At 66.0% G+C, this 24,161-nt stretch carries 26 protein-coding genes; 9 read left to right on the plus strand and 17 right to left on the minus strand.

The genetic code is table 11. The features are described 5' to 3' along the window. Positions 1-12: 12 nt before the first annotated feature. The 3 genes from D578_RS0111950 to D578_RS14975 are packed head-to-tail and all read right to left on the minus strand — an operon-like array spanning position 13 to position 1,806. Complete coding sequence (locus D578_RS0111950; RefSeq protein ID WP_018950179.1) at positions 13-306, minus strand: CC/Se motif family (seleno)protein; 294 nt, start codon at positions 304-306, stop codon at positions 13-15. After that, a complete protein-coding gene (gene arsB / locus D578_RS0111955; protein WP_018950180.1) occupies positions 303-1,394 on the minus strand; it encodes an ACR3 family arsenite efflux transporter in 1,092 nt (363 codons plus the stop codon). The genes D578_RS0111950 and arsB overlap by 4 nt, the downstream gene beginning before the upstream one ends. A 58-nt stretch (positions 1,395-1,452) precedes the next feature. Then, positions 1,453-1,806 (minus strand): helix-turn-helix transcriptional regulator, encoded by a 354-nt coding sequence (locus D578_RS14975; protein ID WP_018950181.1) that lies wholly within the window; start codon positions 1,804-1,806, stop codon positions 1,453-1,455. Positions 1,807-1,862: 56 nt separating this feature from the next. Between D578_RS14975 and D578_RS16070 the strand changes: the two genes are divergently transcribed. Further along, positions 1,863-2,594 carry a VOC family protein gene (locus D578_RS16070; RefSeq protein WP_018950182.1) on the plus strand — a complete coding sequence of 244 codons (732 nt, stop codon included), beginning with the start codon at positions 1,863-1,865 and terminating at the stop codon, positions 2,592-2,594. A 99-nt stretch (positions 2,595-2,693) separates the two neighbouring features. On the opposite strand, the gene D578_RS0111970 is transcribed toward D578_RS16070, so the two are convergent. Together D578_RS0111970 and D578_RS0111975 are read right to left on the minus strand one after the other, a co-directional pair. Beyond that, positions 2,694-3,308 carry a histidine phosphatase family protein gene (locus D578_RS0111970; protein WP_231364119.1) on the minus strand — a complete coding sequence of 205 codons (615 nt, stop codon included), beginning with the start codon at positions 3,306-3,308 and terminating at the stop codon, positions 2,694-2,696. Between the two features lie 22 nt (positions 3,309-3,330). Further along, complete coding sequence (locus D578_RS0111975) at positions 3,331-3,849, minus strand: DsrE family protein (protein ID WP_018950184.1); 519 nt, start codon at positions 3,847-3,849, stop codon at positions 3,331-3,333. Between the two features lie 332 nt (positions 3,850-4,181). Between D578_RS0111975 and dapC the strand changes: the two genes are divergently transcribed. Genes dapC through D578_RS0111990 form a run of 3 tightly spaced genes read left to right on the plus strand, consistent with a single transcriptional unit; the run spans position 4,182 to position 6,588 of the window. Further along, complete coding sequence (gene dapC, locus D578_RS0111980; protein WP_018950185.1) at positions 4,182-5,375, plus strand: succinyldiaminopimelate transaminase; 1,194 nt, start codon at positions 4,182-4,184, stop codon at positions 5,373-5,375. Positions 5,376-5,420: 45 nt separating this feature from the next. Beyond that, positions 5,421-6,242 (plus strand): 2,3,4,5-tetrahydropyridine-2,6-dicarboxylate N-succinyltransferase, encoded by an 822-nt coding sequence (dapD, locus tag D578_RS0111985; RefSeq protein WP_018950186.1) that lies wholly within the window; start codon positions 5,421-5,423, stop codon positions 6,240-6,242. Beyond that, the gene (locus D578_RS0111990) at positions 6,235-6,588 is read left to right on the plus strand and encodes an ArsC family reductase (RefSeq protein WP_018950187.1); all 354 of its coding nucleotides are present in this window, start codon (positions 6,235-6,237) and stop codon (positions 6,586-6,588) included. Before dapD ends, D578_RS0111990 begins: the two co-directional genes overlap by 8 nt. A gap of 28 nt (positions 6,589-6,616) precedes the next feature. On the opposite strand, the gene D578_RS0111995 is transcribed toward D578_RS0111990, so the two are convergent. The 3 genes from D578_RS0111995 to D578_RS0112005 are packed head-to-tail and all read right to left on the minus strand — an operon-like array spanning position 6,617 to position 8,380. Continuing rightward, complete coding sequence (locus tag D578_RS0111995) at positions 6,617-6,808, minus strand: hypothetical protein (protein ID WP_018950188.1); 192 nt, start codon at positions 6,806-6,808, stop codon at positions 6,617-6,619. Beyond that, a complete protein-coding gene (locus tag D578_RS0112000; protein ID WP_018950189.1) occupies positions 6,796-7,578 on the minus strand; it encodes a type III pantothenate kinase in 783 nt (260 codons plus the stop codon). The genes D578_RS0111995 and D578_RS0112000 overlap by 13 nt, the downstream gene beginning before the upstream one ends. Next, positions 7,571-8,380 carry a biotin--[acetyl-CoA-carboxylase] ligase gene (locus D578_RS0112005; protein ID WP_018950190.1) on the minus strand — a complete coding sequence of 270 codons (810 nt, stop codon included), beginning with the start codon at positions 8,378-8,380 and terminating at the stop codon, positions 7,571-7,573. Before D578_RS0112005 ends, D578_RS0112000 begins: the two co-directional genes overlap by 8 nt. Positions 8,381-8,454: 74 nt before the next feature. Between D578_RS0112005 and D578_RS0112010 the strand changes: the two genes are divergently transcribed. Then, on the plus strand, positions 8,455-9,240 hold the full coding sequence (locus D578_RS0112010; RefSeq protein WP_369772760.1) for a lytic transglycosylase domain-containing protein: 786 nt from the start codon (positions 8,455-8,457) through the stop codon (positions 9,238-9,240). A gap of 61 nt (positions 9,241-9,301) precedes the next feature. Here D578_RS0112010 and D578_RS0112015 read toward each other — a convergent pair whose 3' ends face one another. Next, complete coding sequence (locus D578_RS0112015) at positions 9,302-9,625, minus strand: DUF2007 domain-containing protein (protein WP_018950192.1); 324 nt, start codon at positions 9,623-9,625, stop codon at positions 9,302-9,304. 46 nt (positions 9,626-9,671) lie between these two features. Next, positions 9,672-10,289: a hypothetical protein gene (locus D578_RS0112020; protein WP_018145483.1), complete on the minus strand. Its 618-nt coding sequence runs from the start codon at positions 10,287-10,289 to the stop codon at positions 9,672-9,674. 198 nt (positions 10,290-10,487) lie between these two features. Here D578_RS0112020 and ppk1 point away from each other — a divergent pair, with 198 nt between their 5' ends. After that, on the plus strand, positions 10,488-12,572 hold the full coding sequence (gene ppk1, locus D578_RS0112025; RefSeq protein ID WP_018950193.1) for a polyphosphate kinase 1: 2,085 nt from the start codon (positions 10,488-10,490) through the stop codon (positions 12,570-12,572). A 32-nt stretch (positions 12,573-12,604) separates the two neighbouring features. Here ppk1 and D578_RS0112030 read toward each other — a convergent pair whose 3' ends face one another. From D578_RS0112030 to egtD, 4 genes are read right to left on the minus strand one after another with little or no spacing between them, the layout of a single operon-like run. Further along, positions 12,605-13,186, minus strand: a complete 582-nt coding sequence (locus D578_RS0112030) for a hypothetical protein (protein ID WP_018950194.1) — start codon at positions 13,184-13,186, stop codon at positions 12,605-12,607. Positions 13,187-13,219: 33 nt separating this feature from the next. Then, on the minus strand, positions 13,220-14,719 hold the full coding sequence (gene ppx, locus D578_RS0112035; protein ID WP_018950195.1) for an exopolyphosphatase: 1,500 nt from the start codon (positions 14,717-14,719) through the stop codon (positions 13,220-13,222). 2 nt (positions 14,720-14,721) lie between these two features. Beyond that, on the minus strand, positions 14,722-15,234 hold the full coding sequence (locus tag D578_RS0112040) for a histidine phosphatase family protein (protein ID WP_018950196.1): 513 nt from the start codon (positions 15,232-15,234) through the stop codon (positions 14,722-14,724). Positions 15,235-15,239: 5 nt separating this feature from the next. Continuing rightward, positions 15,240-16,262, minus strand: a complete 1,023-nt coding sequence (egtD, locus tag D578_RS0112045; protein WP_018950197.1) for an L-histidine N(alpha)-methyltransferase — start codon at positions 16,260-16,262, stop codon at positions 15,240-15,242. 71 nt (positions 16,263-16,333) lie between these two features. On the opposite strand from egtD, the gene egtC reads away from it, so the two are divergent. The 3 genes from egtC to D578_RS0112060 are packed head-to-tail and all read left to right on the plus strand — an operon-like array spanning position 16,334 to position 19,084. Then, entirely contained in the window at positions 16,334-17,116 is a 783-nt protein-coding gene (gene egtC / locus D578_RS0112050) for an ergothioneine biosynthesis protein EgtC (RefSeq protein ID WP_018950198.1), read from the plus strand. Positions 17,117-17,131: 15 nt separating this feature from the next. Continuing rightward, positions 17,132-18,322, plus strand: coding sequence for an SUMF1/EgtB/PvdO family nonheme iron enzyme (locus D578_RS0112055; RefSeq protein ID WP_018950199.1), 1,191 nt, complete (start codon positions 17,132-17,134; stop codon positions 18,320-18,322). Between the two features lie 12 nt (positions 18,323-18,334). Continuing rightward, a complete protein-coding gene (locus D578_RS0112060) occupies positions 18,335-19,084 on the plus strand; it encodes an SIMPL domain-containing protein (protein ID WP_026289330.1) in 750 nt (249 codons plus the stop codon). A gap of 1,165 nt (positions 19,085-20,249) precedes the next feature. Here the strand turns inward: D578_RS0112060 and D578_RS0112065 are convergent. The 3 genes from D578_RS0112065 to flgK form a co-directional block, all read right to left on the minus strand. Next, the gene (locus tag D578_RS0112065; RefSeq protein WP_018950201.1) at positions 20,250-20,939 is read right to left on the minus strand and encodes a hypothetical protein; all 690 of its coding nucleotides are present in this window, start codon (positions 20,937-20,939) and stop codon (positions 20,250-20,252) included. A 75-nt stretch (positions 20,940-21,014) separates the two neighbouring features. Continuing rightward, complete coding sequence (gene flgL / locus D578_RS0112070; RefSeq protein WP_018950202.1) at positions 21,015-22,259, minus strand: flagellar hook-associated protein FlgL; 1,245 nt, start codon at positions 22,257-22,259, stop codon at positions 21,015-21,017. Between the two features lie 21 nt (positions 22,260-22,280). After that, positions 22,281-24,161, minus strand: a complete 1,881-nt coding sequence (flgK, locus tag D578_RS0112075; protein ID WP_018950203.1) for a flagellar hook-associated protein FlgK — start codon at positions 24,159-24,161, stop codon at positions 22,281-22,283.

A 24,161-nucleotide genomic window follows, 5' to 3' on the forward strand; every position in this document is an offset into this window, starting at 1 on the left:
CTCTCCCAGCCTTTAATCCTGGCTTTGTCCCATTGCGCCTTCCACCACCAGCCGGCGCCAGCGAAACAGGCCCTCGACATCAATATGATAGGGGCCCGCGCCCAGATCGTCGGCAACGAAAACCCGAACACCATCGATTTCCCGGGCCGTGTAGCCGTCCGCATTACGCGGCGCGCCCGGTTCGGCCACCGGCACCCCGGCCTGGCCGCCACAGCAGCCATGACGCGTGGACAGCCGCAACGTCACCTCGCCGCCCTGGCCGGCCAGCCAGTCGCGCGCGGCACCGGCGACGGTAACCTCGGTCATGCCGAAGGCGCCTTGGCATCGGCCGGGAACCAGTGGCGCGTGCGATTGGCGATGCGCACCAGCGCCAGCATCAGCGGCACCTCCACCAGCACGCCCACTACCGTTACCAGGGCCGCACCCGACTGCAGGCCGAACATCGCGATCGCGGCGGCCACCGCCAGTTCGAAGAAGTTGCTCGCGCCGATCATCGCGCCGGGCGCCGCCACCGCGTGCCGTACGCGCCACGCCTTCGCCCAGTAATAGGCGATGTAGAACACCAGGAAGGTCTGGATGATCAGCGGGATCGCGATCAGCACGATATGCCCGGGATTTTCCAGGATGCGCTCGCCCTGGAAGGCGAACAGCAGGACCAGCGTCACCAACAGCCCGATCGGCGTGACCGGCCCGAGACGCTTCATGAACACGTTGTCGAACCACTCGATCCCCTTCTTGCGGATCAGCCAGACACGCGTCAGGTAGCCGGCGGCGAACGGAATGACGATGTACAGCAGCACCGACAGCGCGACCGTGTCCCAGGGGACGTGGATGTTCGATACGCCCAGCAGCAGCACCACGATCGGCGCAAAGGCGACCAGCATGATGAGATCGTTCACCGCCACCTGAACCAGCGTGTAGGCGGCATCGCCGCGCGTCAGGTAGCTCCAGACGAACACCATCGCGGTACACGGCGCCGCACCCAGCAGGATCGCCCCGGCCAGGTACTCGCGCCCCAGCTCCTCGGGGATCCACGCGGCATAGACCACCATGAAGAAGAACCAGGCGAGCGCGAACATGGTGAACGGCTTGATCAGCCAGTTCACCGAGGTGGTGATGGCCAGGCCCTTCGGCTCCCGGCGCACCCCCAGGATGGCCGAGAAGTCGATCTGCACCATCATCGGGTAGATCATCGCCCAGATCAGGATCGCCACCGGGATCGACACCTGCGCGTATTCCCACTGCGACAGCGTCTCCGGCACCACGGGCAGGAACTGCCCCAGCGCCACACCCGCGACGATGCACAGCGCCACCCAGACACTCAGGTAGCGCTCGAAGATCCCCATGCCTTCCTTCGTCGAGACCTCCTCAACGGAAGTGTTTTGATCCGTCATTCGTGACTCCGTTAGTGGGGAAACGTCGCAGTAACTCGTGTTGCGAGCCCCGGAAGTACTAGGACGCGTTCTGCTTTCGCGTCCCTGTAGAAAAGTCGCCTGCGAGTGGCAACTCGCAGTCACCCACCTCCGCCGCACAGCAGTGGTCGGTCAGGTATCCGATCAGACGCTGCATGGCTGCCAGGTCTGCGCGATAGCGCTGATAGCGCCCCTCCTGCGACACCGTCAGCAACCCGGAACGCGTCAACGTCTTCAGATGAAATGACAAGTTGGTACGCGGTAGATCCAGGGCACTCGCGATCTCTCCGGCGACCAGTCCCTTACGGCCGTGGCGCACCAGCAGGCGGACAATATCCAGCCGTATGCCGGAAGCCAGCGACTCGAACATGTCGGTAGCAGTGCTCTTGTTCATGGGGCAAAGCTTCAAGTATCGTTGAAATGTTGTCAAATACATTCCGGAGGAACGACATGGTCCACACCCTGCCCGTCATCGGCTCACTGGAACCGCACTATCAGTCCCTGCTCGAGCGCGTCCTGGGCGAGTTCGGTGTGCGCCCGGAGCCGGTCACCGTGGAACAGGCAGGGCACGGAAAACCCGTCTCACTGGACAAAACGGCCTCGCGCGCCCTGCGCGAGATGGGGACGGATTTCTACAACTGGGACTTGCTATTCGACAATCTCGGGGCGGACGACGTCGACGGCGAGATCGAACCCAAGCTGCGCGAGCGCGTCCGCATCCTGCAGGCGGTGCGGGATCTCGACCCGGGCTTCGCCTCGCAGGAGCTGCACGGGAGCATCCGTGTCCATGACCTCGCCGCTTCGGCCCGCTTCTACACCTGGATGTTCGGGGTCGAACCTGCCGAATGGACCCACCGCTACGTGACCTTCCTGCGCCCGGACACGCGTACCAACTTCGTGCTGCTGGTGAACGACGGCATGACCCTGCATCACGACACGCTGTTCCATCTCGGGATGGGCGTCGCGGACAAGCACACGGTCGTGCGCGCCTATCACTCCGCGCGCAACAACGACTTCCACGTCGAGAAGCCGCCGCGCACCACCTGGCGTGGAACGCCATTGCACGAACTGTGGCTGAAGGACCCGGACGGCACGCTGATCGAGATCTACGCCATGCTCACGCAGGAGGAACTGGAACAAATGCCGGCGGACCAGGAACCCGTGTTCCTGGTTCGGGAATAGCTCGCGACGGCGCGCCCGGAAAAAGAACGGGGCCCGAATGGGCCCCGTTCCACTTCGTTTTACGCCACGGCAATCGCAGTGAGGGCGCATCAAAACCGGTTAATGGTAGCTCTCCACCGGGATCACGCCGAGCACCTCGACGCTGCCCATGCCTTCCGGACGCATCACGACCAGGCTTCCCGCTTCCACATTCTCGAACACGATGGTGTTGATGTTGGGCCGGTGCGTAACCAGGAACAGGTTGCCCTCGCCCTCGAACTCGCTCATCCGGTCGCGTACATCCTCGAGCAACCACTCGGACTCGCCCTCCGGCATCGCGGCAATCAGGTTCAGCGCATCCCAGCGCTCGTACTCACCGAACACCCCCTCGGCCGTCTGCCGGGCCCGGCAGAAATCGCTGCTCAGCACCTCGCCGACTTCAATCCCGCGCTCCTTGAGGGCCTTGCCCAACGCCTGGGCCTGGGCACGCCCATCGTCGGTCAGTTGCACCTCCGTACTGCAGTCGCCGTCCGCAGCCAGGTGCATGGACTTCTCGGCCTCCGCCTCTTCGGACTCGGTGTGACGCAGCAGGACGACCTTGCCGCCCTCGGCAAGGGCCTCCCAAAGGGCCTCGTCGGCGACCGCGGCCGCAGAGACGCCGAACGCCGCGGTTGCCACCAGGGCGCCCGCGAACAAGCCGCGCGAGCGGCGCAGCATGGTTTGAGCAAATTTCATTGGTTTCACGTAGGGGTTCTCCTCAGTTTCGGTAGGCATGCATCACGGCATACCCCTCATGATGCAGGTCACCCAGCTGAACGATGCCTGAATCCACCAGTTCCACGGGCTCGTAGAATTCTTCCAGGGGCAGGCCCACCGCCTGGCGGGTGTTGTCACAGAGCTCCAGGCGCACGTTGTACATATTCACGAACGACAACAGCCGCGCGCGCAACTCGTCGCGCTGCTCGGCAAATTCGCGATCCGGATCGACCTCGAACGGGGTCCCCTCGAGGTTGTCGTCGGTCACAAAGCGGATCCCAGCCGAGCGAAACACCAGAACGATGTCGTAGTCGATCAGGCGGCCCTCGTAGGCCTCCACCATGCTGTTGATGCTGCCGAGCATGGAGCTGTACTGGGAGGGATTATCGAACCCTACATGCCAGGCGATGTTGCGATCATCGAACGCCAGCGCCTGCGAGGCGGGCCACATCAGCAGTGCAGCCAGCAGGCCAACCGACACCAATTTCAGGCAGCGATGGGCGAGACGGTCAATCTTCATGGGGAATACTCCTTGGGGTTCTCGGAACCACCGGGGCGGCTCCATTCTTTGGTTTCGCATCGATCGACTTGCGCCGATCCCGTTCACCTCGGATGTGCCCTTCTTTATGTTGTGCGCAAACGCTGGGTTTCCACCCGAACCGGAGCGCTTTCTCCTAACTGTAGAAAGGGCGGCTGCCGAGAACCAGTCATCACAACATGTACTTTCCGCGCAGGTTGCGGGCATTGATTGCCTCGCATCTCCTTGCCGCGCGGGAGGCGCGTCTCCCCGGCTGCTCCGGTATACTGCGTGGTCTTTCGCACTCTCCCCCTGTTCCCGACGCCCGAGCTCCCATGAACCCGCGCCTCGACCGGCTACAGCCCTACCCGTTCGAACGCCTGCGCCGGCTGTTCGCGGACCTGAAAATGCCCGCGGACCGGGAGCCCATCGCACTGTCCATCGGCGAGCCGCGGCACGCGCTGCCAGGGTTCGTCGAGCCGGTGCTGCGCGCCTCCCTGCAGGGGTACAACCACTACCCCACCACGCGCGGCGAGCCTGCGCTGCGTGAGACCATCGCGACCTGGCTGCAGCGGCGTTTTGCTCTGGACAAGGTGGACGCGGAACGGCAGGTACTCCCGGTCAGCGGCACGCGCGAGGCCCTGTTCGCGATCGCCCAGGCGGTCGTTGCGGAGAAACCCGGCGCCCGCGTGCTGATGCCCAATCCGTTCTATCAGATCTACGAGGGCGCGGCGCTGCTCGCCGGGGCCGAGCCGGCCTTCTACGACCTGGCGCCGGAGAATGGCTACCTGCCCGACTTCGCGGCAGTCGATGCAGCCACCTGGGACGCCGTGCAACTCGTCTACATCTGCAACCCGGGCAATCCGGCCGGGGCCTGCATGTCCGAGGCCGCAATGCAGGACCTGATCCGCCTGGCCGAGCGCCACGACTTCATCATCGCGGCGGACGAGTGCTACTCGGAGATCTACCACCCCGATGCCGAACCGCCGGCCGGCCTGCTGGGCGCCGCCGCGCGCATGGGCAACGCGGCGTTCGAGCGTTGCATCGTGTTTCACAGCCTGTCCAAACGCTCCAACTTGCCGGGTCTGCGCGCCGGCTTCGTCGCCGGGGAAGCCGCGCTGCTCGACCGCTTCGCGTTGTATCGCACGTACCACGGCTGCACCCTGCCGCCGCCATCCCAGGCGGTCAGCCGCGCGGCCTGGTCGGACGAAGCCCACGTGGCCGAGAATCGCGCGCTCTATGCCGAGAAGTTCGCTGCGGTGGTCCCGATCATGGAACAGGTGATCGAAGTGCAAACACCCGCTGCCGGCTTCTACCTGTGGCCGCGCGTGCCGGATGGCGACGACGAGGGCTTTGCCCGGCGCCTCTACGGCGAGGCGGGGGTCACGGTCCTGCCGGGGCGCTACCTCTCCCGCACGGATCCGGAGACCGGGCACAATCCCGGGGCCGGGCACGTGCGCATGGCGCTGGTCGCCGAGCCCGCTGCCTGCATCGAGGCGGCCGAACGGATCACTGCGCTTTATCGATAACACCAATATTTTATTTATTTTTCATTGCCTTAAAGGGAACTCCTCATGTCCGATATCCAGAGCATTATCGAAACCGCCTTCGAACGCCGCGCCGACATCAACCCGCGCAACGTGGAAACCAACGTCCGCGACGCCGTGAACGAGGCGCTGGATATGCTGGACACCGGCCGCGCCCGCGTCGCCGAGAAAAAGGACGGCGAATGGGTGGTGAACGAATGGCTGAAAAAGGCCGTGCTGCTGTCGTTCCGCATCTCGGAGAACGAGTTCATCAAGGGTGGCTTCACCAACTACTACGACAAGGTCCCGTCCAAGTACGCCGACACCTCCAGCCGCGACTTCCGCGAGGCCGGCGTGCGCGTCGTCCCGCCGGCCACCGCCCGCCGCGGGAGCTTCATTGCCCCGAATACGGTCTTGATGCCGTCCTACGTGAACATTGGCGCCTATGTGGATGAAGGCACAATGGTCGACACTTGGGCCACCGTCGGCTCCTGCGCCCAGATCGGCAAGAACGTGCACCTCTCCGGGGGCGTGGGCATCGGCGGCGTACTGGAGCCACTGCAGGCCGCCCCGACCATCATCGAGGACAACTGCTTCATCGGGGCGCGCTCCGAGGTGGTCGAGGGCGTGATCGTCGAGGAAGGCGCGGTCATCTCCATGGGCGTGTATCTGGGCCAGTCCACCCGCATCTACGACCGCGAGAACGACGAAATCCTCTACGGCCGTGTGCCGGCCGGCTCCGTGGTCGTCTCCGGCAACCTTCCGTCGAAGGATGGCAAGTACTCGCTGTACTGCGCCGTGATCGTGAAGCGTGTGGACGAGAAGACCAAGGCCAAGGTCGGCCTGAACGCCCTGCTGCGCGATGTCTGAGATCGCGCTCTACGGCATCGCCAACTGCGATACCGTCCGCAAGGCACGCCGGTCGCTGGATGCGGCCGGCGTGGGCTATCGCTTCGTGGACTTTCGCAAGGACGGGCTGGAGGAAGACCGGCTACGCCACTGGGTCGAGGCCGTCGGCTGGGAGACCCTAGTCAATCGCCGCGGCACGACCTGGCGCCAGCTCCCGGAAGACCAGCGCGAGGGACTGGATGCGGAACGCGCCATCCCGCTGATGCTCGAGCACCCGGCGCTCATCAAGCGCCCGGTCATCGAGCATCAAGGCGGCGTACGGGTCGGCTGGAATAGCGACACCGCTACGGCTCTGGGCGCGGGATAGCGAGCGCCTCCCGGACCACCACCAGCGCCTAATCGATCCTCGGCGCTTGCGGGGAATCCGAATCCTCCTCGACCCAGGCGTCGAGCAGCCTGACCCCTCCACGGTCGCGCTCCAGCGGGGGCACGTCCGCGTAGGGATCGGGGTTCAGGCGGCCGTCGTGCCAGACCCAGGTGAAATACCCCAGGTTCAGCAGAACGAGAAACAGGATCAGCCAGCGCATCCGGCGCCCTCCCAGCGCGACAGCTCCCAGAGGCCGTCCAGCACCAGGTTCGGGAAGATCGTGGACTCTTCGCGCAACACCGGCGCCAGCCAGTAGGCATCGCCCCCCGTCAGCCAGCAGGCCGCGCCCGCCCGCTCCGCGGTTCGTGAACGCGCGATCAGCCCATCCAGCGCGCCGGCCAGCCCCAGGCTCCATCCGCGCTCCAGCGCCTCGGTGCTGTTGAGACCCGGCGCGGTCTCCAGATCATCCGGCCACTGGGTGGCCGCGCGCGGCGCAATGCGATCTGTCAGGCGCGCCTGCAACGCCTCCCAGCCGAGCTGGCGCCCCGGCAGCAGATAGCCCCCGGCGTGGCGGCCGTCCGCCCCCAGGACATCGACGGTGACGGCGGTGCCGGCATCGACCAGGATCACCGGCGCATCGCAGCGGGCCCGCGCCGCGACCAGCGCGCAGTAGCGATCGACGCCCAGCTGCCCCGCCGCATAGTCGATCCGCAGACCATGCGGCCCGTTCGCCGGCACCGTCACCGCGTGTACCGGCGCGTCGATCCCGGCAGCCACCAGTTCGGCCGAGAGCGCCACTTCGCGTTCACCCGGCCCGACGCGCGAGAGCCAGACGGCCGTGATCGGCGCCTCGCGTGCCATGGAGGCCAGACCGCGGACACAACCGGCCGGGTCACGATTCGCCCCGGACCCCAGGACCTCGCCCTCCACGTTGCGCACCTGCCACTTCACGCGGGTGCTGCCAATATCCACCAGAGCAATGTCAGACATGTTCTTTACAACTCCGTACCGAGACCTCGCCCGAATGCAGGTGCCGGATCGCACCGTCGTCGAACTGCACAACCAGGCAGCCGCTCGCCGCATCGATGCCATGCGCCTGCCCGCGGAGGCCGTCATCCAGAATTTCGATCGGCCGGCCGCGCAGGCTGTCCAGCCGCACCAGCTCGCGCTCCAGCGGCACAATCCCTTCGCGCATCAACAGCGGATGCAGGCGACATTGCTCCGCGATCACCCGGGCTGCAAGCTCCGGGAGATCCGGAACCGGGCCGGGGAGCTGGGTCGCGAGATCGGTCACCGCGCGCTCCAGTTCCAGGGCATCGGCGCCTTCCCGGTTGAGACCAATCCCGACCACTAGCCAGCCCGGCTGGCCACCACTCGCCGCGCGCTGCTCCACCAGGATGCCGCCCAGCTTGGCGGAATCGACCATCAGATCATTGGGCCACTTGAGCCGCACACCTTCCAGACCCAGCGCTTCCAGCGCACGGATGACGCCAACTCCGACCCCGACCGGATAGGCGGGCGGCACCCGCCCCTGCGTGATGGGCCATGCCAGCGACAGGGCCAGGCTCGCCCCCGGAGGCGAATGCCAGGCGCGACCGCGCCGCCCGCGACCCGCTGTCTGGGCCTGCGCCACACAGGCGCGTGGCATGTCACCCACCTCGGGCCGGGTCTCCAGCAGATAGCGATTGGTCGAGTCCACCGACGCCAGCACCTCGACCGCTGGCGCCGTCACACCGGCCCCGTCGACCAGGCAATCGACACGCTCTTTCAGGCGTGCGCTCTCCGGCGCCATAATGCAGACTGTGAATGGGGTCTCGGTCATCGGGATCGGTACTCGGCTCGCATCCGGGCCAGGGGGAACAGGGCTTGCATACAAGGCACCATGGTAAGCATTCCGGTCGGACGGTGCTGCGCCTGCTGCTGACGCTGGTGGCGGGGCTGACCCTGGCCGGCACCAGCGCGGCCGAGCTCTACTCCTTTCGCGATGCCTCCGGGGCCCGCGTCCTGACCGACGAGCGCCCGCAGGGCATTCCCTACGAGACGATCCGCTCGCGCGGCGGCGCCGGCACGGGCACCTCGGAGCCCGGCGGCGGAAACTGGTCACCCAGTCAGATCTTCGTATTCCAGGGCCCGGGGGGCGAGCGCCTGATCACCAACCAGCGCCAGCAGGATAGCGGCATGGAGCTGATCGCTACCTACGGTCGACCCACCGCCCGCGCACGTTGCGGCGCACGCGCCCGCCATGCCCTGGCCACCGGCGGTGGCGAATTCGCGGACCTCATCCACAACGCCGCCCACCGCCAGGGCATGGACCCGGCGCTGGTGCAGTCGGTGATTCACGTGGAGTCCTGCTTCGATCCGCAGGCAGTATCGCGGGTGGGCGCCCACGGCCTGATGCAGCTGATGCCCGCTACCGCGGCCGATCTCGGGGTTACCGACCGCTTCGATCCCGCCCAGAATATCGATGGCGGAACGCGCTACCTGGCCGCCATGCTGGATCGCTTCGAGGGAAATCTGGATCTCGCCCTGGCCGCCTACAATGCCGGCCCCGGCGCGGTGGAACGGCATGGCGGCGTGCCCCCGTTTCGCGAGACGCAGAACTACATCCAGCGCATCCGCGCCCAGTATGGCGGCAACGGACGACTCGACTGACCGGTCTCAGACCTTAGTGTCCTTTAACATTAGTTCGCATTATTATTGATGCGATCTAATGTTAAAGGACACTAGGCTTCTCCCGCCCGCAGTTCCAGCACTGGGTGAACTGTGGCTCGATCACCTCGCCGCAGCGCGGGCACTTCCAGTCCTTGCCGTCGTGTTCCGGCTCGCCCTCCAGGTACTCCAGGATGATGGCGCGCGCCTCCTCGGCCTGTTCCTCGTGCACCACCATGATGCGGGCCCAGGTCTCGGTCGGCGGGACTCCGCCGGCAGCGCTATAGAGGCCGGCCTGGTTCACATAGGCCGGGATGCCGGCATCCTGCAGCAGGGTCTCGATGAACCCGGCCATCACCGGGTCGGCGGCGGAATAGACGGTCCTCATGAGCGCGACCGTAGCACGCAGCCCGGACCCGACGCAGCGGCGGCGCCTACTGCACGGTGCCCTGGTTGGCGGCCTGGAAGTACTCCATCGCCTTCTGGATGGCGAAGAACGGGGCCTCGTCGAGGGCGATCTGCGTATGCGGCAAGTTGATGTCCGCGTAGTACTTGCGCATGGCGAGCACATGGATCGGCAACTCGCGCGCGAACATCGGGTTCTCGAAGTTGAAGTACTGCCCGAGCCCCAGCACGAGATCCTGGCGCTCCTCGGCTGTCAGGCTCTCCGGCGACACCACGACATCCGGCAGCTGCCCGGCCTGCCCATCGACCGAGACCACCACCTGGCGATCGCCTTCGGCCGCAGCGGGGATATCGTCCCCAGTCACGAGCTGCAGGTTCTCGGACAGGTCCAGGTAGCCCTTGGACAGGATATGACCGTGGGGCTGAAACACCTTGCTGGACATGTTCACCGCCCACAGCTCCAGGGTCTCCTTGAGATCCTGGGCCGCCTGCACCTCGCCCAGGGCAAACAACTGCCGAGCGTAGAGGATGTCCCAGACCCAGACCTGACCGTATTCGGGCAGCTCGCCTTCGGCGACCACCGAGACCTTGTGCAGCTCCGGCTGTGCCTCGTCGCGCGCGTGCAGTGTCAGGGTAAATTCGGCCAACGGACTTCTCCTTACGGCAGCGGGTTTTGCGCTGCATGATCAAGTCTTCAAGTATAGCCACCAGCGCCGAGGCAGGGCAGTTCAGGTACGCCGCCCGGGGACTTCCAGGCCCCTTCCGGCCGTCCCAACCAACCCCGGTCACGGAACTGACATAATGCTGTCATAGACTCGCGGTCCCACTTCTGCCGCGAGTCGTGCATGCCGGATGCCGACGTGACCCAAACCGACCTGTTCCTCAACCGCGAGCTGTCCCTGCTGGAATTCAACCGCCGGGTACTCGCCATCGCCCAGGACCCGGCCTTCCCGCTGCTGGAACGCCTGCGCTATCTCAGCATCTCCTCCACCAACCTGGACGAATTCTTCGAGGTCCGCGTGGGCTCGCTGCGCCAGCAGGTCGAGCTGAACGTGCAGGCCCCGGGGCCGGATGGCCTCTCGGCCGCCGAACAGCTGCGCCAGATCGCGCCGCGCGCCCACGACCTGGTGGAACAGCAGTACAGCACGCTGAACGACGAGCTGATCCCGGCGCTCGCAACGGAGGGGATCCACTTCGTTCGGCGCACGCACTGGGACGCAGCCCAGCGGGACTGGGTGCGCCAGTACTTCCGCGAGCAACTGCAGCCGGTCCTCAGCCCGATCGGCCTCGACCCGGCCCACCCGTTCCCGCGCATCCTCAACAAGAGCCTGAACTTCATCGTCACGCTCAAGGGCAAGGACGCCTTCGGGCGCGAATCCGGCCGGGCGGTGGTCCAGGCCCCGCGCTCGCTGCCGCGCCTGGTGCGCCTGCCCCGCGAGGTCGCCAGCGGCGACAACGACTTTGTGCTGCTGTCGTCCATCCTGCACGCGCACGTGGACGAACTGTTCCAGGGGATGAAGGTCACCGGCTGCTACCAGTTCCGCCTGACCCGCAACTCGGACCTGTTCGTGCAGGAAGAAGAGATCGACGACCTTCTGAATGCCCTGGAGGGCGAGCTGCCCCAGCGCAACTACGGCGCCGGCGTGCGCCTCGAGGTCGCCGACAACTGCCCGCAAGAGGTCGCCGAATTCCTGCTGCAGCAATTCCAGCTCGCGTCCGAGGATCTCTACCAGGTCACTGGCCTGGTGAACCTGAACCGCCTGATGGCGGTGCACGAACTGGTGGAACGCCCGGATCTCAAGTTCCCGCCGCTGGTCCCGGCCCTGCCGCGCAGCGAGGCCACCGGCAGTGGCATCTTCGCCGCCATCCGCGAGCAGGAGATGCTGCTACACCACCCGTACCAGTCATTCATGCCGGTGGTGGACTTCCTGCGCCAGGCGGCCGCCGACCCGCGGGTACTGGCGATCAAGCAGACGCTGTACCGCACCGGCACCCGCTCGCCGCTGGTCGAGACCCTGATGGCGGCCGCCCAGGCCGGGAAGGAGGTCACCGTCGTCATCGAGCTGCGCGCCCGCTTCGACGAGGCCGACAACATCGAACTGGCCAACCGCATGCAGGACGCCGGGGTGCATGTCACCTACGGCGTGGTCGGTTACAAGACCCACGCCAAGATGGCGCTGGTGGTACGCCGTGATGGTGACCGCATCACCCGCTATGCCCACCTGGGCACCGGCAACTATCACTCCGGCACCGCCAAGGCCTACACCGACTTCGGCCTGCTGACCGCCGACCCCGTGCTCACCGAGGACGTCCACCGCGTCTTCCTGCAACTCACCGGCCTGGGCAAGGTGACGCGCCTGCGCCAACTGATCCAGGCGCCGTTCCGCCTGCACGACGCGATGCTGGAGAAGATCGAACGCGAGATCGAGAATGCCCGCGCCGGGAAACCCGCGCGCATCGTCGCGCGCATGAACTCGCTGAACGAGACCAAGATCATCCAGGCCCTGTACCAGGCCTCGCAGGCAGGCGTACCCATCCAGCTGATCGTGCGCGGCATCTGCAGCCTGCGCCCCGGGGTCCCGGGCATCTCGGAGACCATCGAAGTGCGCTCGGTGCTGGGGCGGTTCCTCGAACACTCGCGCGTGTTCTATTTCGAAAACGACGGGAATCCCGAGGTGTTTCTGTCCAGTGCCGACTGGATGCCGCGCAACTTCTTCCGCCGCGTCGAGGTGGCCTTCCCCATACGCGACCCGGAACTGCGCGACCGCGTCGCCGAGGAATCCCTGTTCATCTACCTGCGCGACAACGCCACCGCCTGGGTGCTGCAACCCGACGGGAGCTATACCCGCACGCGCCCCGCCGACGGGCAGGAGGTCTTTTCCGCCCAGGATTTCCTTAACGCGAAGCTCGCGGGGCCCGCCACCGGCTGATCCCGCATTGCAGGAATGCCGTAGACGCTGCGTCAGCGTTCCTCGCCCTCCCGGTCCTGCGCACGTGGCACGTCATGCAGCCCGCCCAGCAGGCTGACCTCGGCATCACCGTGTCGGAGCAGGTCCTGCAACAACACCACGATGCCCGCCACGCACAGGAACAGGAACAGGCCGAAATTGAGGCCGATCGACTGTACATGGCGCAACACGAAGAAGAACTCGGCCTCCTGCGCCGGGATCCACAGGATCGGCGCCATGATGCCCAGCAGCGCCACGAAGGCATACACCATGAAGCGGATGAAGTGGACCGGCACCCGCCGGATGCTGAGCCCGTACACGATGGTCGCCACAATCAACACGCTCGCAGTGGCCTGAACCGCGATCATCGCCCGATCGGTAATGAAGATCGTGCGGCTCTCCTCGTGCGTCGCCTCGCTGAGCCCACCGAACCCCGCCACCAGGATGGCATTGCCAATCACGTAGGCCAGGCTCAGCAAGAACGGCAGCGCCAACAGCTTGTTGTCGCGCATGAGCCGAAACCCGGTCGCCGACCACCAGATGCCGATCCACAGCGGCACCGCGAGTACGTAGATCCAGACCACCAATGTCAGCATCCTGGGTTCCTTGCTCAGGTTCGGAATGGGTGCTCACTCGAACTCCAGATCCAGCTTGTGACGGGCCCAGTCCTCGCGTTCTGCATCCAGATCGGCGCGCGTTAGCGGGTGGGCGTCCAGCCAGTCGGGCGCGAAGGTCAGCGTCAGACCCTCCGGCGTCGCCTCGATGCGCTCCAGCGGCACCGGATCCGGCGCGCGCGAACGATGCAGCAACACGGCCAGACGCAGCAGCGCCGCCATGAACAGCAGCGGCCGCGCACGATCCTCACGCACCCCGGACAACAACTTGGGCTTCAGCCCCCCCCGGTGCAGGCGCACCAGCCACGCCAACTCGGCCTGTTCGGGTTGCGAGAAACCCGGCAGGTCGGCCCAAGTGAGGATGTACTCGCCGTGCTTGTGGTATTTGCTGTGAGCCAGCGCCAGGCCGATCTCGTGCAACTCGGCGGCCCATTCCAGGCGCTCGGCGTCATCCTCGCCGAGCTCCCAGGCGGCGCGAACGGCCGTCACCAGGCGCGCCACCGTTGCCTGCACCCGGTCCGCCTGGGACGAATCGACCGCGAAGCGCCGGCGCAGATGGTGAATGGTGCTGCCACGCACGTCCTCGTGCCGAAAACGCCCCAGCAGGTCATGGATCACGCCCTCGCGCAGGGCCCCGTCCGAGGGGTGGAGCCGCTCGATACCCAACGCCTCGAAGGCACCCAGAAGCACCGCAAGACCACCGGCAATCACGGGCGCCCGGTCCTCGGCCAGACCGGGGAATTTCAGCCGTTTGGTGGCCCCCTGCTCGATCAGGGCATCGCGTAGCCGCTCCAGGTTCTCGCGGCTCACGCCGGGTGCCTCGTCCAGTCCGCCCTCGTGCACCATGCGATCAATGGCGAGGATGGTTCCGGAAGCCCCCAGCGCCTGATCCCAGCCGGCCTCGCGGTACGCGCTCGCGATCGGTTGCAGCTCCCGCTGCGCCTGCAGTTGCGCGGCCGTGAAGGCCTTGCGCGTCAGTTTTCCATCGGCGAAAAAGCGGCGGGTGAACGTCACACAGCCCATCTCCAGGCTCTCGGCCAGGACCGGCTCGAAGCGCTCTCCAATGATGAATTCGGTACTGCCACCCCCGATGTCCATCACCAGCCGGCGGCCACTGTCGTCCGCCAGCGCATGCGCCACGCCCAGGTAGATCAGCCGCGCTTCCTCGCGCCCGGCAATGATCTCCACCGGATGCCCCAGGGCCTCTTCCGCCGCGCGCAGGAACGCGCGGCTGTCGCCCATCTGGCGCAGGGTGTTGGTCCCGACCACGCGCACGCGGCCGCGCGGCAGCTGGCGCAGTCGCTGGCCAAAGCGATCGAGACAATCCAGGGCACGCTGCCCCACCTCCGGATCCATCTGTCCGTCGGGATCCAGGCCGCTGGCGAGACGCACCGTCTCCTTGATCCGGTCGACCTTCAGGACCTCGCCGTCCTGACGCCGGGCCACGATCATGTGGAAGCTGTTGGAACCCAGATCGACGGCCGCAACCGTCTCCGCATCGTTCTCCGTGCGCATATTCAATCCGCCTCACCGCCGGCCAACCGTTCCAGGATACGTCGGGGCAGGTGCCAGGCGAGCTGCATCGGGCCCGGCAGTGCGCCCGTCAGTCCGCAGGCATCACCCTTGCCCATACGGACAAGACTGCGCCCGCCCGTCGTGCCCAGCAGACAGCTCGCGAGCAGCGACAGATCCGGCTCGTGTCCAACGATCACCAGGCCGCCATCCGCCGGGAGGTTGCGGGCCAGGGCCTCGACCTCCAGCCCCGTGGGCTGCCCGGGCGCCAGCCATTTTTTCTGCCGCACCGGGACGTCCAGCGCCTGGGACAGGGGGATCGCCGTCTGACGGGCGCGCAGATAGGGGCTGCAAAGGAGCTCGACCGATCCCGGCAGCAGATCCCCGAGCGCCTGCGCCATGCGTACCGCACTCACCTGCCCCTTTTCGGTCAGCGGCCGGTCACGATCCGCCCCGTCCCAGTCACCGGGATTCCCGGCCTGGGCGTGCCGGACCAACACCAGTCGCGGTGCCCGCATCCCGCTCAGGCCGCCCCTGGCCGCAGCAGAAACAGGGAGTACCAGTCCTCGGGTGCCGACCACTGTGCCGTATGCTCGAGCCCGGCGGCCGTCAGCAGACGGTCGATGGCCTCGCGGCTGAACTTGCGCGAGATCTCGGTCCGGATCACCTCGCCTGCGGCGATCTCCAGAAGTGCCTCCGGCTCCGACACGCGCACCGTCTGCTGCCGCCGCGATACCAGGTGCATCTCGATCCGCGAGAGTTCTTCGACGAACGGAGCGCGATGTTCGAAACCGTCCGGATCGAAGTCCGCCCCCAACTCGGTATTCAACACCGACAGCAGGTTCAGGTTGAATGCCGCGGTCACCCCCGCCGCATCGTTGTAGGCCGCCTCCAGGACCGGGCGCGGCTTGACCCGATCCAGCCCCAGCAGCAGCCGGTCTTCGGGGTTCATGGTCTCGCGGATTCGTCGCAGCAACGCGGCCGCCTCGGCGTCCTCGAAATTGCCCAGACTGCTGCCGAGAAAGGCAAACAGACGCGGACCGTCAGCTTGCCCACCGGAAACGTCTGCCAGATGGGTCAGCGCCGCCGCATAATCCCCGCACAGGCTGTCCACCCGCATGTGATCGAAGCGCTGCAGGAGTCGCGCGCCGGCCTCGTCGAGGATCTCGGCACAGACGTCGTTCGCGACGTAATGGGGCGCGGAGACGCGGGCTTCCAGCGCCGCCAGCAGGTACTCGGTCTTGCGCGAAGTCCCGCTGCCCAGTTCGAACAGCGTGCGCGCCCCGGACGCCTCCAGGATCGCTTCGGCATGCCGCTCCAGCAGGTCGGCCTCCAGGCGCGTGGGGTAATACTCCGGGGTATCACAGATCGCATCGAACAGCTGCGATCCGCGCGCATCATAGAAATACTTCGGCGGCAGGGACCGGGGCGGCTCGAGCATCCCCGCGCGGAAATCGGCCAGCAACTCGGCGTGGGCGTCGCGTTCCTCCACCACCTGGCGGCTGTAACGAGGGGAATTGGAGACAACGCTGGGGTCGGCGGACATACGGGCTTCCGTATCGGGGTGGTTTGCGGCACGCTAGCACGAAACCCCGGACGCCCCAACTGACCCTAGCCATGTGCCGACACCTCGCCTATCTGGGCCCTCCGATCACGCTGCGTAGCCTGATCCTGGACCCACCGCATAACCTGATCGAACAGGCCATGGCCCCGCAGGAGCTGGTGTATGCGCGCGTCAACGCCGACGGCTTCGGCTTCGGCTGGTTTGGCGACGACGGTATTGCACGTCATTACCGCCGCGCCGATCCACTCTGGCAGGATCCCAACCTGGAGGATCTGGCCAGCGACATGACCCAGCCCCTATGGGTTGCGGCCATCCGCAGTGCGACCCCCGGCTTCGGCGGGGACACCGTCAACGCCCAGCCATTCGCCCGCGATGGCCTGCTGTACAGCCACAACGGGCTGATCAGCCGCTTCCGTCCCGATATCCGGCGCCAGATCCAGAACATCCTCAGCCAAGAGGTCGAATCGAGCATCCAGGGGACCACCGATTCCGAATACCTGTTCGCACTGGTCCGGCAGTACCTGGCCGATGACGAAAACGCGACGCTGGAGGGCGCCCTGGGCGAGGCGTTCTCCACCGTGGAGACCTGGCTGGGTGTCGACACCGCCTTGCTGAACGTGATCCTGTCCGACGGCCGCCGCATCATCGCCAGCCGCCACGCGGTCAATGCGCCCTGCCCCAGCCTCTACTACACCACCGATGACGAGACCTTCCCCGACGACAGCGTGGTCGTGGCCTCCGAGCCCCTCACCGACCGCGAACGCTGGCGCCCGGTCCCGCCCGGCCACCTGCTGATCCTCGATCCTGACGAACCGCCGGAACTCCTGGCGTTGTAACACGCTCCATCGGATATGAATGCCGCCCATCCGCAGCCAGGTGCAAACCCGCACCCCTCCGACTTCATGGACTGCCTGGCGACCCAGCACGACCGCCTGAACGCGGCGCTGGCGTCCACGTCGGGGAACGAATGGCGCAATCAATACCACCCGGACCTCAGCCCCATCGGCTGGCATTACGCCCATTGCCATTTCATCGAAGCGGTGTGGCTGCACGAACGCATCCTGGGTGAACCACCGCCCGAGCGGCGCGACTGGCACGATCTCTACTTCCCGGAACAGAGCCCGAAATGGCGCCGTGGCGGTAGACTTCCGCCGCGGGAATACCTCCTGGAATGGGGCCAGGCATGCCAGCAACACCACATGGACTTGTTGCGCTCCCATCCGGAGGTGCGTCGCCACCCCCTGCTCGAGCGGGACTACCTGACCGGCTTCCTCGCGCAGCACCACGCCATGCACCTGGAAAGCCTGGAACAGGTGCGCTGGTTCGCCCGCCTGCAGCGCCCCGAGCCACCCCGAACGTATGAGTCAAAACGCGCACTGGCGGCCAGCGGCGACTGGATCGAGTGCCCGGGTGGCGAACATGTCACCGGCAGCGACGCGGCGACCGCCTTCGACAACGAGCGTGGCCTCCACACCGTCCCGCTGGCGCCCCACGCCCTCCGCTCGCATCCGGTCTCCAATGCCGAGATCGCCGCATTCATCGAGGCCGGAGGCTACCGCCCGGGTCCCCACTGGGGCCCTGCGGGTCGAACCTGGCTGGAACAAACGGGCATCAAGGCCCCTTTGGGTTGGTGGCGGCTACCCGACGGGACGCAGGTACAAACCCTCCCCCAGGGCGCCCAGGCACTCGATCCGCATGCACCCGCCGTCGGGCTATCCTGGTTCGAGGCCTCGGCCTATGCCCGCTGGGTGGGTGCCCGCCTTCCCCACGAACACGAGTGGGAACACGCCGCCCAGGCCGGCCGCTTGCGCGCCACGGGCCAGGTATGGGAATGGTGCGGCAACACCTTTCAGCCCTACCCGGGCTTCCAGCCGTTCCCCTACGAGGAATACTCCCTGCCCTGGTTCGACGGAGAGCACTACATCCTGCGCGGTGGCAGCGCCTGGAGCGATCCGTTGCTCACCCGCTCTACAATGCGCAACTTCTTCACCCCGGAAAAACGCCACGTGTTCGCCGGCCTCCGGCTTGCGCGCGACCTCTAGAGGCTTCTCATGATGCGACACCACGCAATCCGTAACGGCGCCCGGCTACCCTGGATGTTGGCCGGGCTCGCCGCCCTGGTCCTGGCATTACCGGGTGCTGCCGTCTCCGGTGACGGCAGTACCACGCTCAGCCTGACCGGCAAGGCCGAGCGCCAGGTCGCCAACGATCACATGACCGTGCTGATGACGACCGAGGCGCGCGCCCCGGAGGCCGCCGAGGCCGCTGCGACCGTCAACCGAAATATGGAGGCCGCATTGGAGCGCGCCGCCGAACAGGATGACATCGAAGCCCGCACCATCGGCTATTCCACCCGCGCCATCCACGACGCCGATGACCGCAGCCGCATCAGTGCCTGGCAGGTCCAGCAGAACCTGGAACTGACCAGCAGTGATTTCGACCCGTTGACCGAACTGGTCGGCGCACTCCAGCAGCGGGACCTTACCGTCAGCCAGATCCGCTTTTCCCTCAGTGCCGAGGCACGCCAGGAACATCGCGAGGCGATGATCGAAGAGGCAATGGAAGACCTGAAGGAACAGGCGCGCTTGATCGCCCGCTCGCTGGGGGCCACGCACCTGCGCACGCTGGAAGTGGAGTTGCCGGACGACCACTACGATCGGCCACAACCCATGATGGCCATGCGCGCAATGGACGAGTCGGCCAGCCAGCCGTCACTGGAGGCCGGGCATTCCACCCTGAACCTCAGCGTGCGTGGACGCCTGCAGGCCCTGGGCGCCGAGACCCTGCGCGTCGGCCCGCGTTAGCGCGCAAGTCCATCCCGTAGGGTGCCGTGAGGCGCTAGCCGAACCGCACCGATCCATGCGGGCCCCGACCCCCGGGTACCCCCGGCCTCGATCGGTGCAATTCGCTGCGCTCATTGGCACCCTACGTCGTTCATGATCAGGGATAGCCCTCGGATATGTAGAGTCCGTAAACCGCCCCTCAGCGGGCTACCAACGAGCGCCACAAGGCCGTACGCAGCCCAAGCCGACGCCCGCAGCAAACATCCCCCAAGCGTCATCCCGGCCGTAGCGCTCCCATTCTCGTCATCCCGGCCGTAGCGCTCCCCTCCCCGTCATCCCGGCCGTAGCGCAGCGAAGAGCCGGGATCTCCCCACGCACGAACACCCCGACGTCTGCGCCACCTCCAACGATGGAGATCCCGGATAACCGCTACGCGGTTTCCGGGATGACGGGGGTTGGGTGGTCATTCCGAGGGTTAGACGATCATTCCGAACGTGGGTGCATCCATCCAGCCCCACCCCCCCCGGCCGTTATCGCGGCGGGACCCTCCTTTCCCATCATCCCGGCCACAGCTCCCCTTCTCGTCATCCCGGCCGGAGCGAAGCGAAGAGCCGGGATCTCCCCGCGCACAAACACCCCGGCGTCTCTGCCACCTCCAACGATGGAGATCCCGGATAACCGCTGCGCGGTTTCCGGGATGACGAGGGTTGGGTGGTCATTCTGAGGGTCAGACGGTCATTCCGAACGTGGGTGCATCCATCCAGCCCGAATCCCCCCGGCCGTTATCCCGGTGGGATCCTCCTTTCCCATAATCCCGGCCACAGCGCTCCCATTCTCATCATCCCGGCCGTAGCGCTCCCCTCCCCGTCATCCCGGCCGTAGCGCAGCGAAGAGCCGGGATCTCCTCACGCACGAACACCCCGGCGTCTCTACGCCTTCCAACGATGGAGATCCCGGATAACCCCTGCGCGGTTTCCGGGATGACGGGCTCACGGTGAGGATCCGGGCGGCCGATGGGCTTGGGACTCCATGCCATCGCCCTTTATGCGTTGCGTCTCCCTGAGGATCGAAGCACATCAGGGGCACCGCAACCGCCCCGCACTCCTCCGCGCCTAGTAGAGGCATTGACGGAAAAATGAACGCGTGCGGGAAACGGTGTGATTCGCGGACGGACTCGGGGGCGGCTTTAGCGGGCGAGTTCCAGCACCAGCTCGCCGTCACGCACCTCGATGGACTCGATGCCCGCGCGCAGTTGCTGGAAGGGCTCCAGCGCAAGCAGGTCCTCGTCCTTCAGCCCGCCCAGCCATGCATCCGGCAGCGGGATTCCGGCGACGCTGACACCGACCAGGCGCGCATGCACCCGCCCATCCTCGGTCTCGAAGCGGACACCCGAGCGGACATTCAGGACACGGCCCCCAAGGAGTGGGATATCGGCCGGAACATCAATACGCACCCGAGTGCTGACCTGCCCCGGCGTCAGACGCATGGCGACGCGCCCGGCCAAGTCCGGGTCCTGGGCGATCAGGGCATTCAGTTCGCGCTCGCTGAAGCGCACCTCGCGCGCCTCGGCGCGTTCCTCGTAGAGTTCCGGGACCAGCGGCTCGGCCTCGGCGTCGAGATCGATGATCGGGTCTCCGGGCGCCTGATCCGGGCGGGGCTCGGCATCGCGCGGCCCCAGCGCCTGCAACTTGGCCTCCAGCTCGGCCTGCTCCTCGACGTCCAGCGTCACCGCCTCGGGCTCGCCCGACTGCAGGTGGATCACACCCCAGAAGCCCGCCCACAATGCAGCCAGGATCAGCAGGACAATCAGATAACGCGGGGGACGCCCCGTGGAACGGTACTGGATGGGCGCGGAGGGTTCGTTGTTCTTGGCCATGCCGGACTCTCGCAGATCACAATGGCGTCATGGTCGCACAAAGGCACGACCATGATCCGCCCGACCGGGGATTGATCAGAGGAAGTCGAACAGCGACAGGCGGTTCACCTGGGTATAGGTCTGCTGCGCGGCCTGCAGGGCCACCTGCTGCTGGTTGAAACGGCTGATCGCCTCGGCATAGTCCAGGTCGCGAATCTCGGAGACCGCGCTGTTCAGGTCCACCAGGCGGTCCTCGTTCAGGTCCTTTTGCTGGTCAAAGGTCTTCAGGCGCGACCCCACCTCGGCGCGGATGTCACTGAAATTCCCAAGCACGGCATCCAGATCCGCCAGCGCGGTGTTACTGGCCGTGGCCAGATTCGCCCGGCTGGCACCATCGGCTCCGCCCTGTTCCAGGGCGTAGATGACCGCATCCAGGGTATCGAAGACACTCTTGTCCTGCGCCGGCCTGGACAGGACCATGTCCAGCTCATCAGGCGTGCCACTCACCGTGACGGAACGGCCTTCAAACTCGATCGCCGCTCCCGGGACGTAATCGCCTTCTACAACTGCATCGTCTTCGTTCGCCACCTCGCCATTCTCGTCCGCCTGGTACACGCCATAGCTAAAACTGCCATCTTCGTTTCCCTCGAACCGAATCAGAAAGTTATCAGTGGTGTTCAGGGCGGCCTGGTCACTTACCCCAGTCTGCTCCACAACCAGCCGACCGGTGTTTTCGGGATGCGCGGCGGCCCCAACCCGTCCGTCGTTCTCGGGGATGGCCATGAACACTCGTTCGCCGGTGTCACCCACCGCAACCTTCCGGTTCGGGGAGATTGCGACCTCGCGAACGCTGCCCGTTCCCTTGGCCCCATCGTAGATGACTTCCCCGTCGCCGTTCTGGCGGAAGGGCTGATCCAGGGACTTCGTGCCAGCGAAGAGATATTCGCCGTTCGGATCCTTTGTGTTCGCGATATCGAACATCCCTTCGCGCAGCTGGCGCAGCTCGCCGGCGAGATAGCTACGGGTCTCGTTGGTCTGGCTGTCGTTGTTCCCGGCCACGACCAGTTCGCGCGCGCGCTGCAGCAGGTCGGTCCCGCTTTGCAGGGCCGATTCCTCCTGCTGCAGGCGCGGCTGGGTGTTGTCGATATTGCGCTGGTACTGCTTGGTGGCCTGGATGATGCGTTCGAACTGATTGACCTGGGTCGCACCGCTCGGGTCATCGGACGGCGACAGGATGCGCTCGCCCCGCCCCATCTGCAGCGAGGTCCGGTTGAGCTCGGTCTGGCCGCGCTGGATCTGGTCGATTCCGGTCTGGAAGATCTGGGTGGTCGAAATGCGCATGTCCGTGTCTCCCGGTGGGCGCTAGCGGCGAACTGCGCCGAGCAATGTATCGAACAGCGAATTGCTGACCGAGATGACCTGGGCCGCCGCCTGATAGGCCTGCTGGTAGCGGATCAGATCCGCGGCCTCTTCGTCCAGGTTGACGCCAGAGACCGCCTCGCGCTGGGCGCGCGCCTGCTCCAGTTGCGCATCGGCGGATTCCTGCGCGACCTGCGCCTGGCGCGTGCGCGTGCCGACATTGGCCAGCAGGCTGTTGTAGCCATCCCCGAAGGTACGGTCACCGCCCACCAGCCGTTCATCCGACAGATCGTTCATCGCCAGCATGTTGCGGTTATCGCCCGGATAGCCCACGTTGCTACTCACATCGAAGGTGTCCCCGTCCTCCGGCGTGCCCCGGATCTCCATCTCCCAGCCCTGATGCTCGATGGTTGTCACCCCGTGCCCATCGGGATCTAGTGGGAAGAACGTATTCCCATTGATCTCAAACCGACCCTCGTCATCATTAAATTCAACGGTAATCGGGTCCAATGTGAGGTCATCGGCATCCACGGCTCGAACCGAAGCGATCTTTGCATCCCCGTTGTTGTCCTTGCCGAGGTCGGCCCGCACAGCGGCCGCAGCTGCAATCCTAGAGGGATCTGTCATCTCCACAGACAAATCACGGGCACCGTTCCGGGTCGGCTGGATCAGCCACTCGTCCCCGTCCGCGGCACCCCCGATCGCGGCGGTATCTACGCTGATCCCGTCCAATTTGAGCACGCCGTTGTCGGATGTTACCGAGGTGCCATCGGACAATTGGGTCAACTCGTATTCGTTGCCGTCATAGCGCAGGCGGTAATCGGACGTGGTGATCGCGCGAACATCCGTGAATTCGACCCCGGGAACGTCATTGGAATCATTACCCGGAAATCCGCGCACTGCCGGATCGCCGATCCCGAAGATATCCGCACCCAGATTGCCCTCCAGGTCCAGCCCGAGGTTGTTCTGCTGGTTGAATTCCTCACCGATACTGATCGCGAGGCGGCCCAGGGTGTTCTGCGCCTCGTCGATGATCCCGCCGCGCGTCTCCAGCAGCGCGCCCAGCTCGCCGCCCTGGACGAAGCGGGAGATATTGACCGGATCCCCGCTGGTGGCCAGCCCGATATCCGGTGAACGCGGGTCCCCGGTCAGCGACTCGGCGACCAGTTCGCGATTGTTGCCGCCCAGCACCAGCGCCTGGCCATTGCCGACGAACACATTCACCGCGCCGTCGTCCTGCTCGGTGATGCGGACGTTCACCTTCTCCGCCAGCTGGTTCAGCACGCGGTCGCGCTGGTCCAGCAGGTCGTTGGGGCTGCCTTGCGTCGACTTGGATACGATCTCGCGGTTGAGCCCGGCGACCGCCTCGGTCAGCGAGTTGATCTCGTCGACGTTGGTGCGGATCTGGCCGTTGATGATGTCGCGCTGCTCCTCGATGCGACGGTCGATCGAGCCAAATCGTTCGGCCAGAGACTCCGCCTCGGTCAGGAAGACCGTGCGCGCGGCGCTGGAGGTCGGATCGTTGGCCAGATCCTGGCCGGCATCGAAGAAGTCCTGCAGCACCGGTGTCAGGCCGGAGCTGGAGCTGCCGAGCAGGTCGTCGATGCGCCCGGCCAGTGAGGCCTTCAACTCGGCATTCGACTGATCGGAGATCGAGTTGCGCAGCTGGGTGTTCACGAAGTCGTCGGAGATGCGGCGAACCGTGTCCACCTGCACACCCTGGCCCTGAAAGCTGCCCCCCAGGAACTGCGGCGTCAGATTGGACAGTTCGGTGCGCTGGCGGCTGTAGCCTTCGGTCGCCGAATTCGCGATGTTGTTGCTGGTCGTGCCGATCGCGCGCTGGAACGCCAGCAGCGCGGAGGTGCCGATGCCGGACGCGCTCAT

It is taken from the genome of Thioalkalivibrio sp. ALMg11, assembly GCF_000377905.1.
Classification (GTDB): Bacteria; Pseudomonadota; Gammaproteobacteria; order Ectothiorhodospirales; family Ectothiorhodospiraceae; genus Thioalkalivibrio.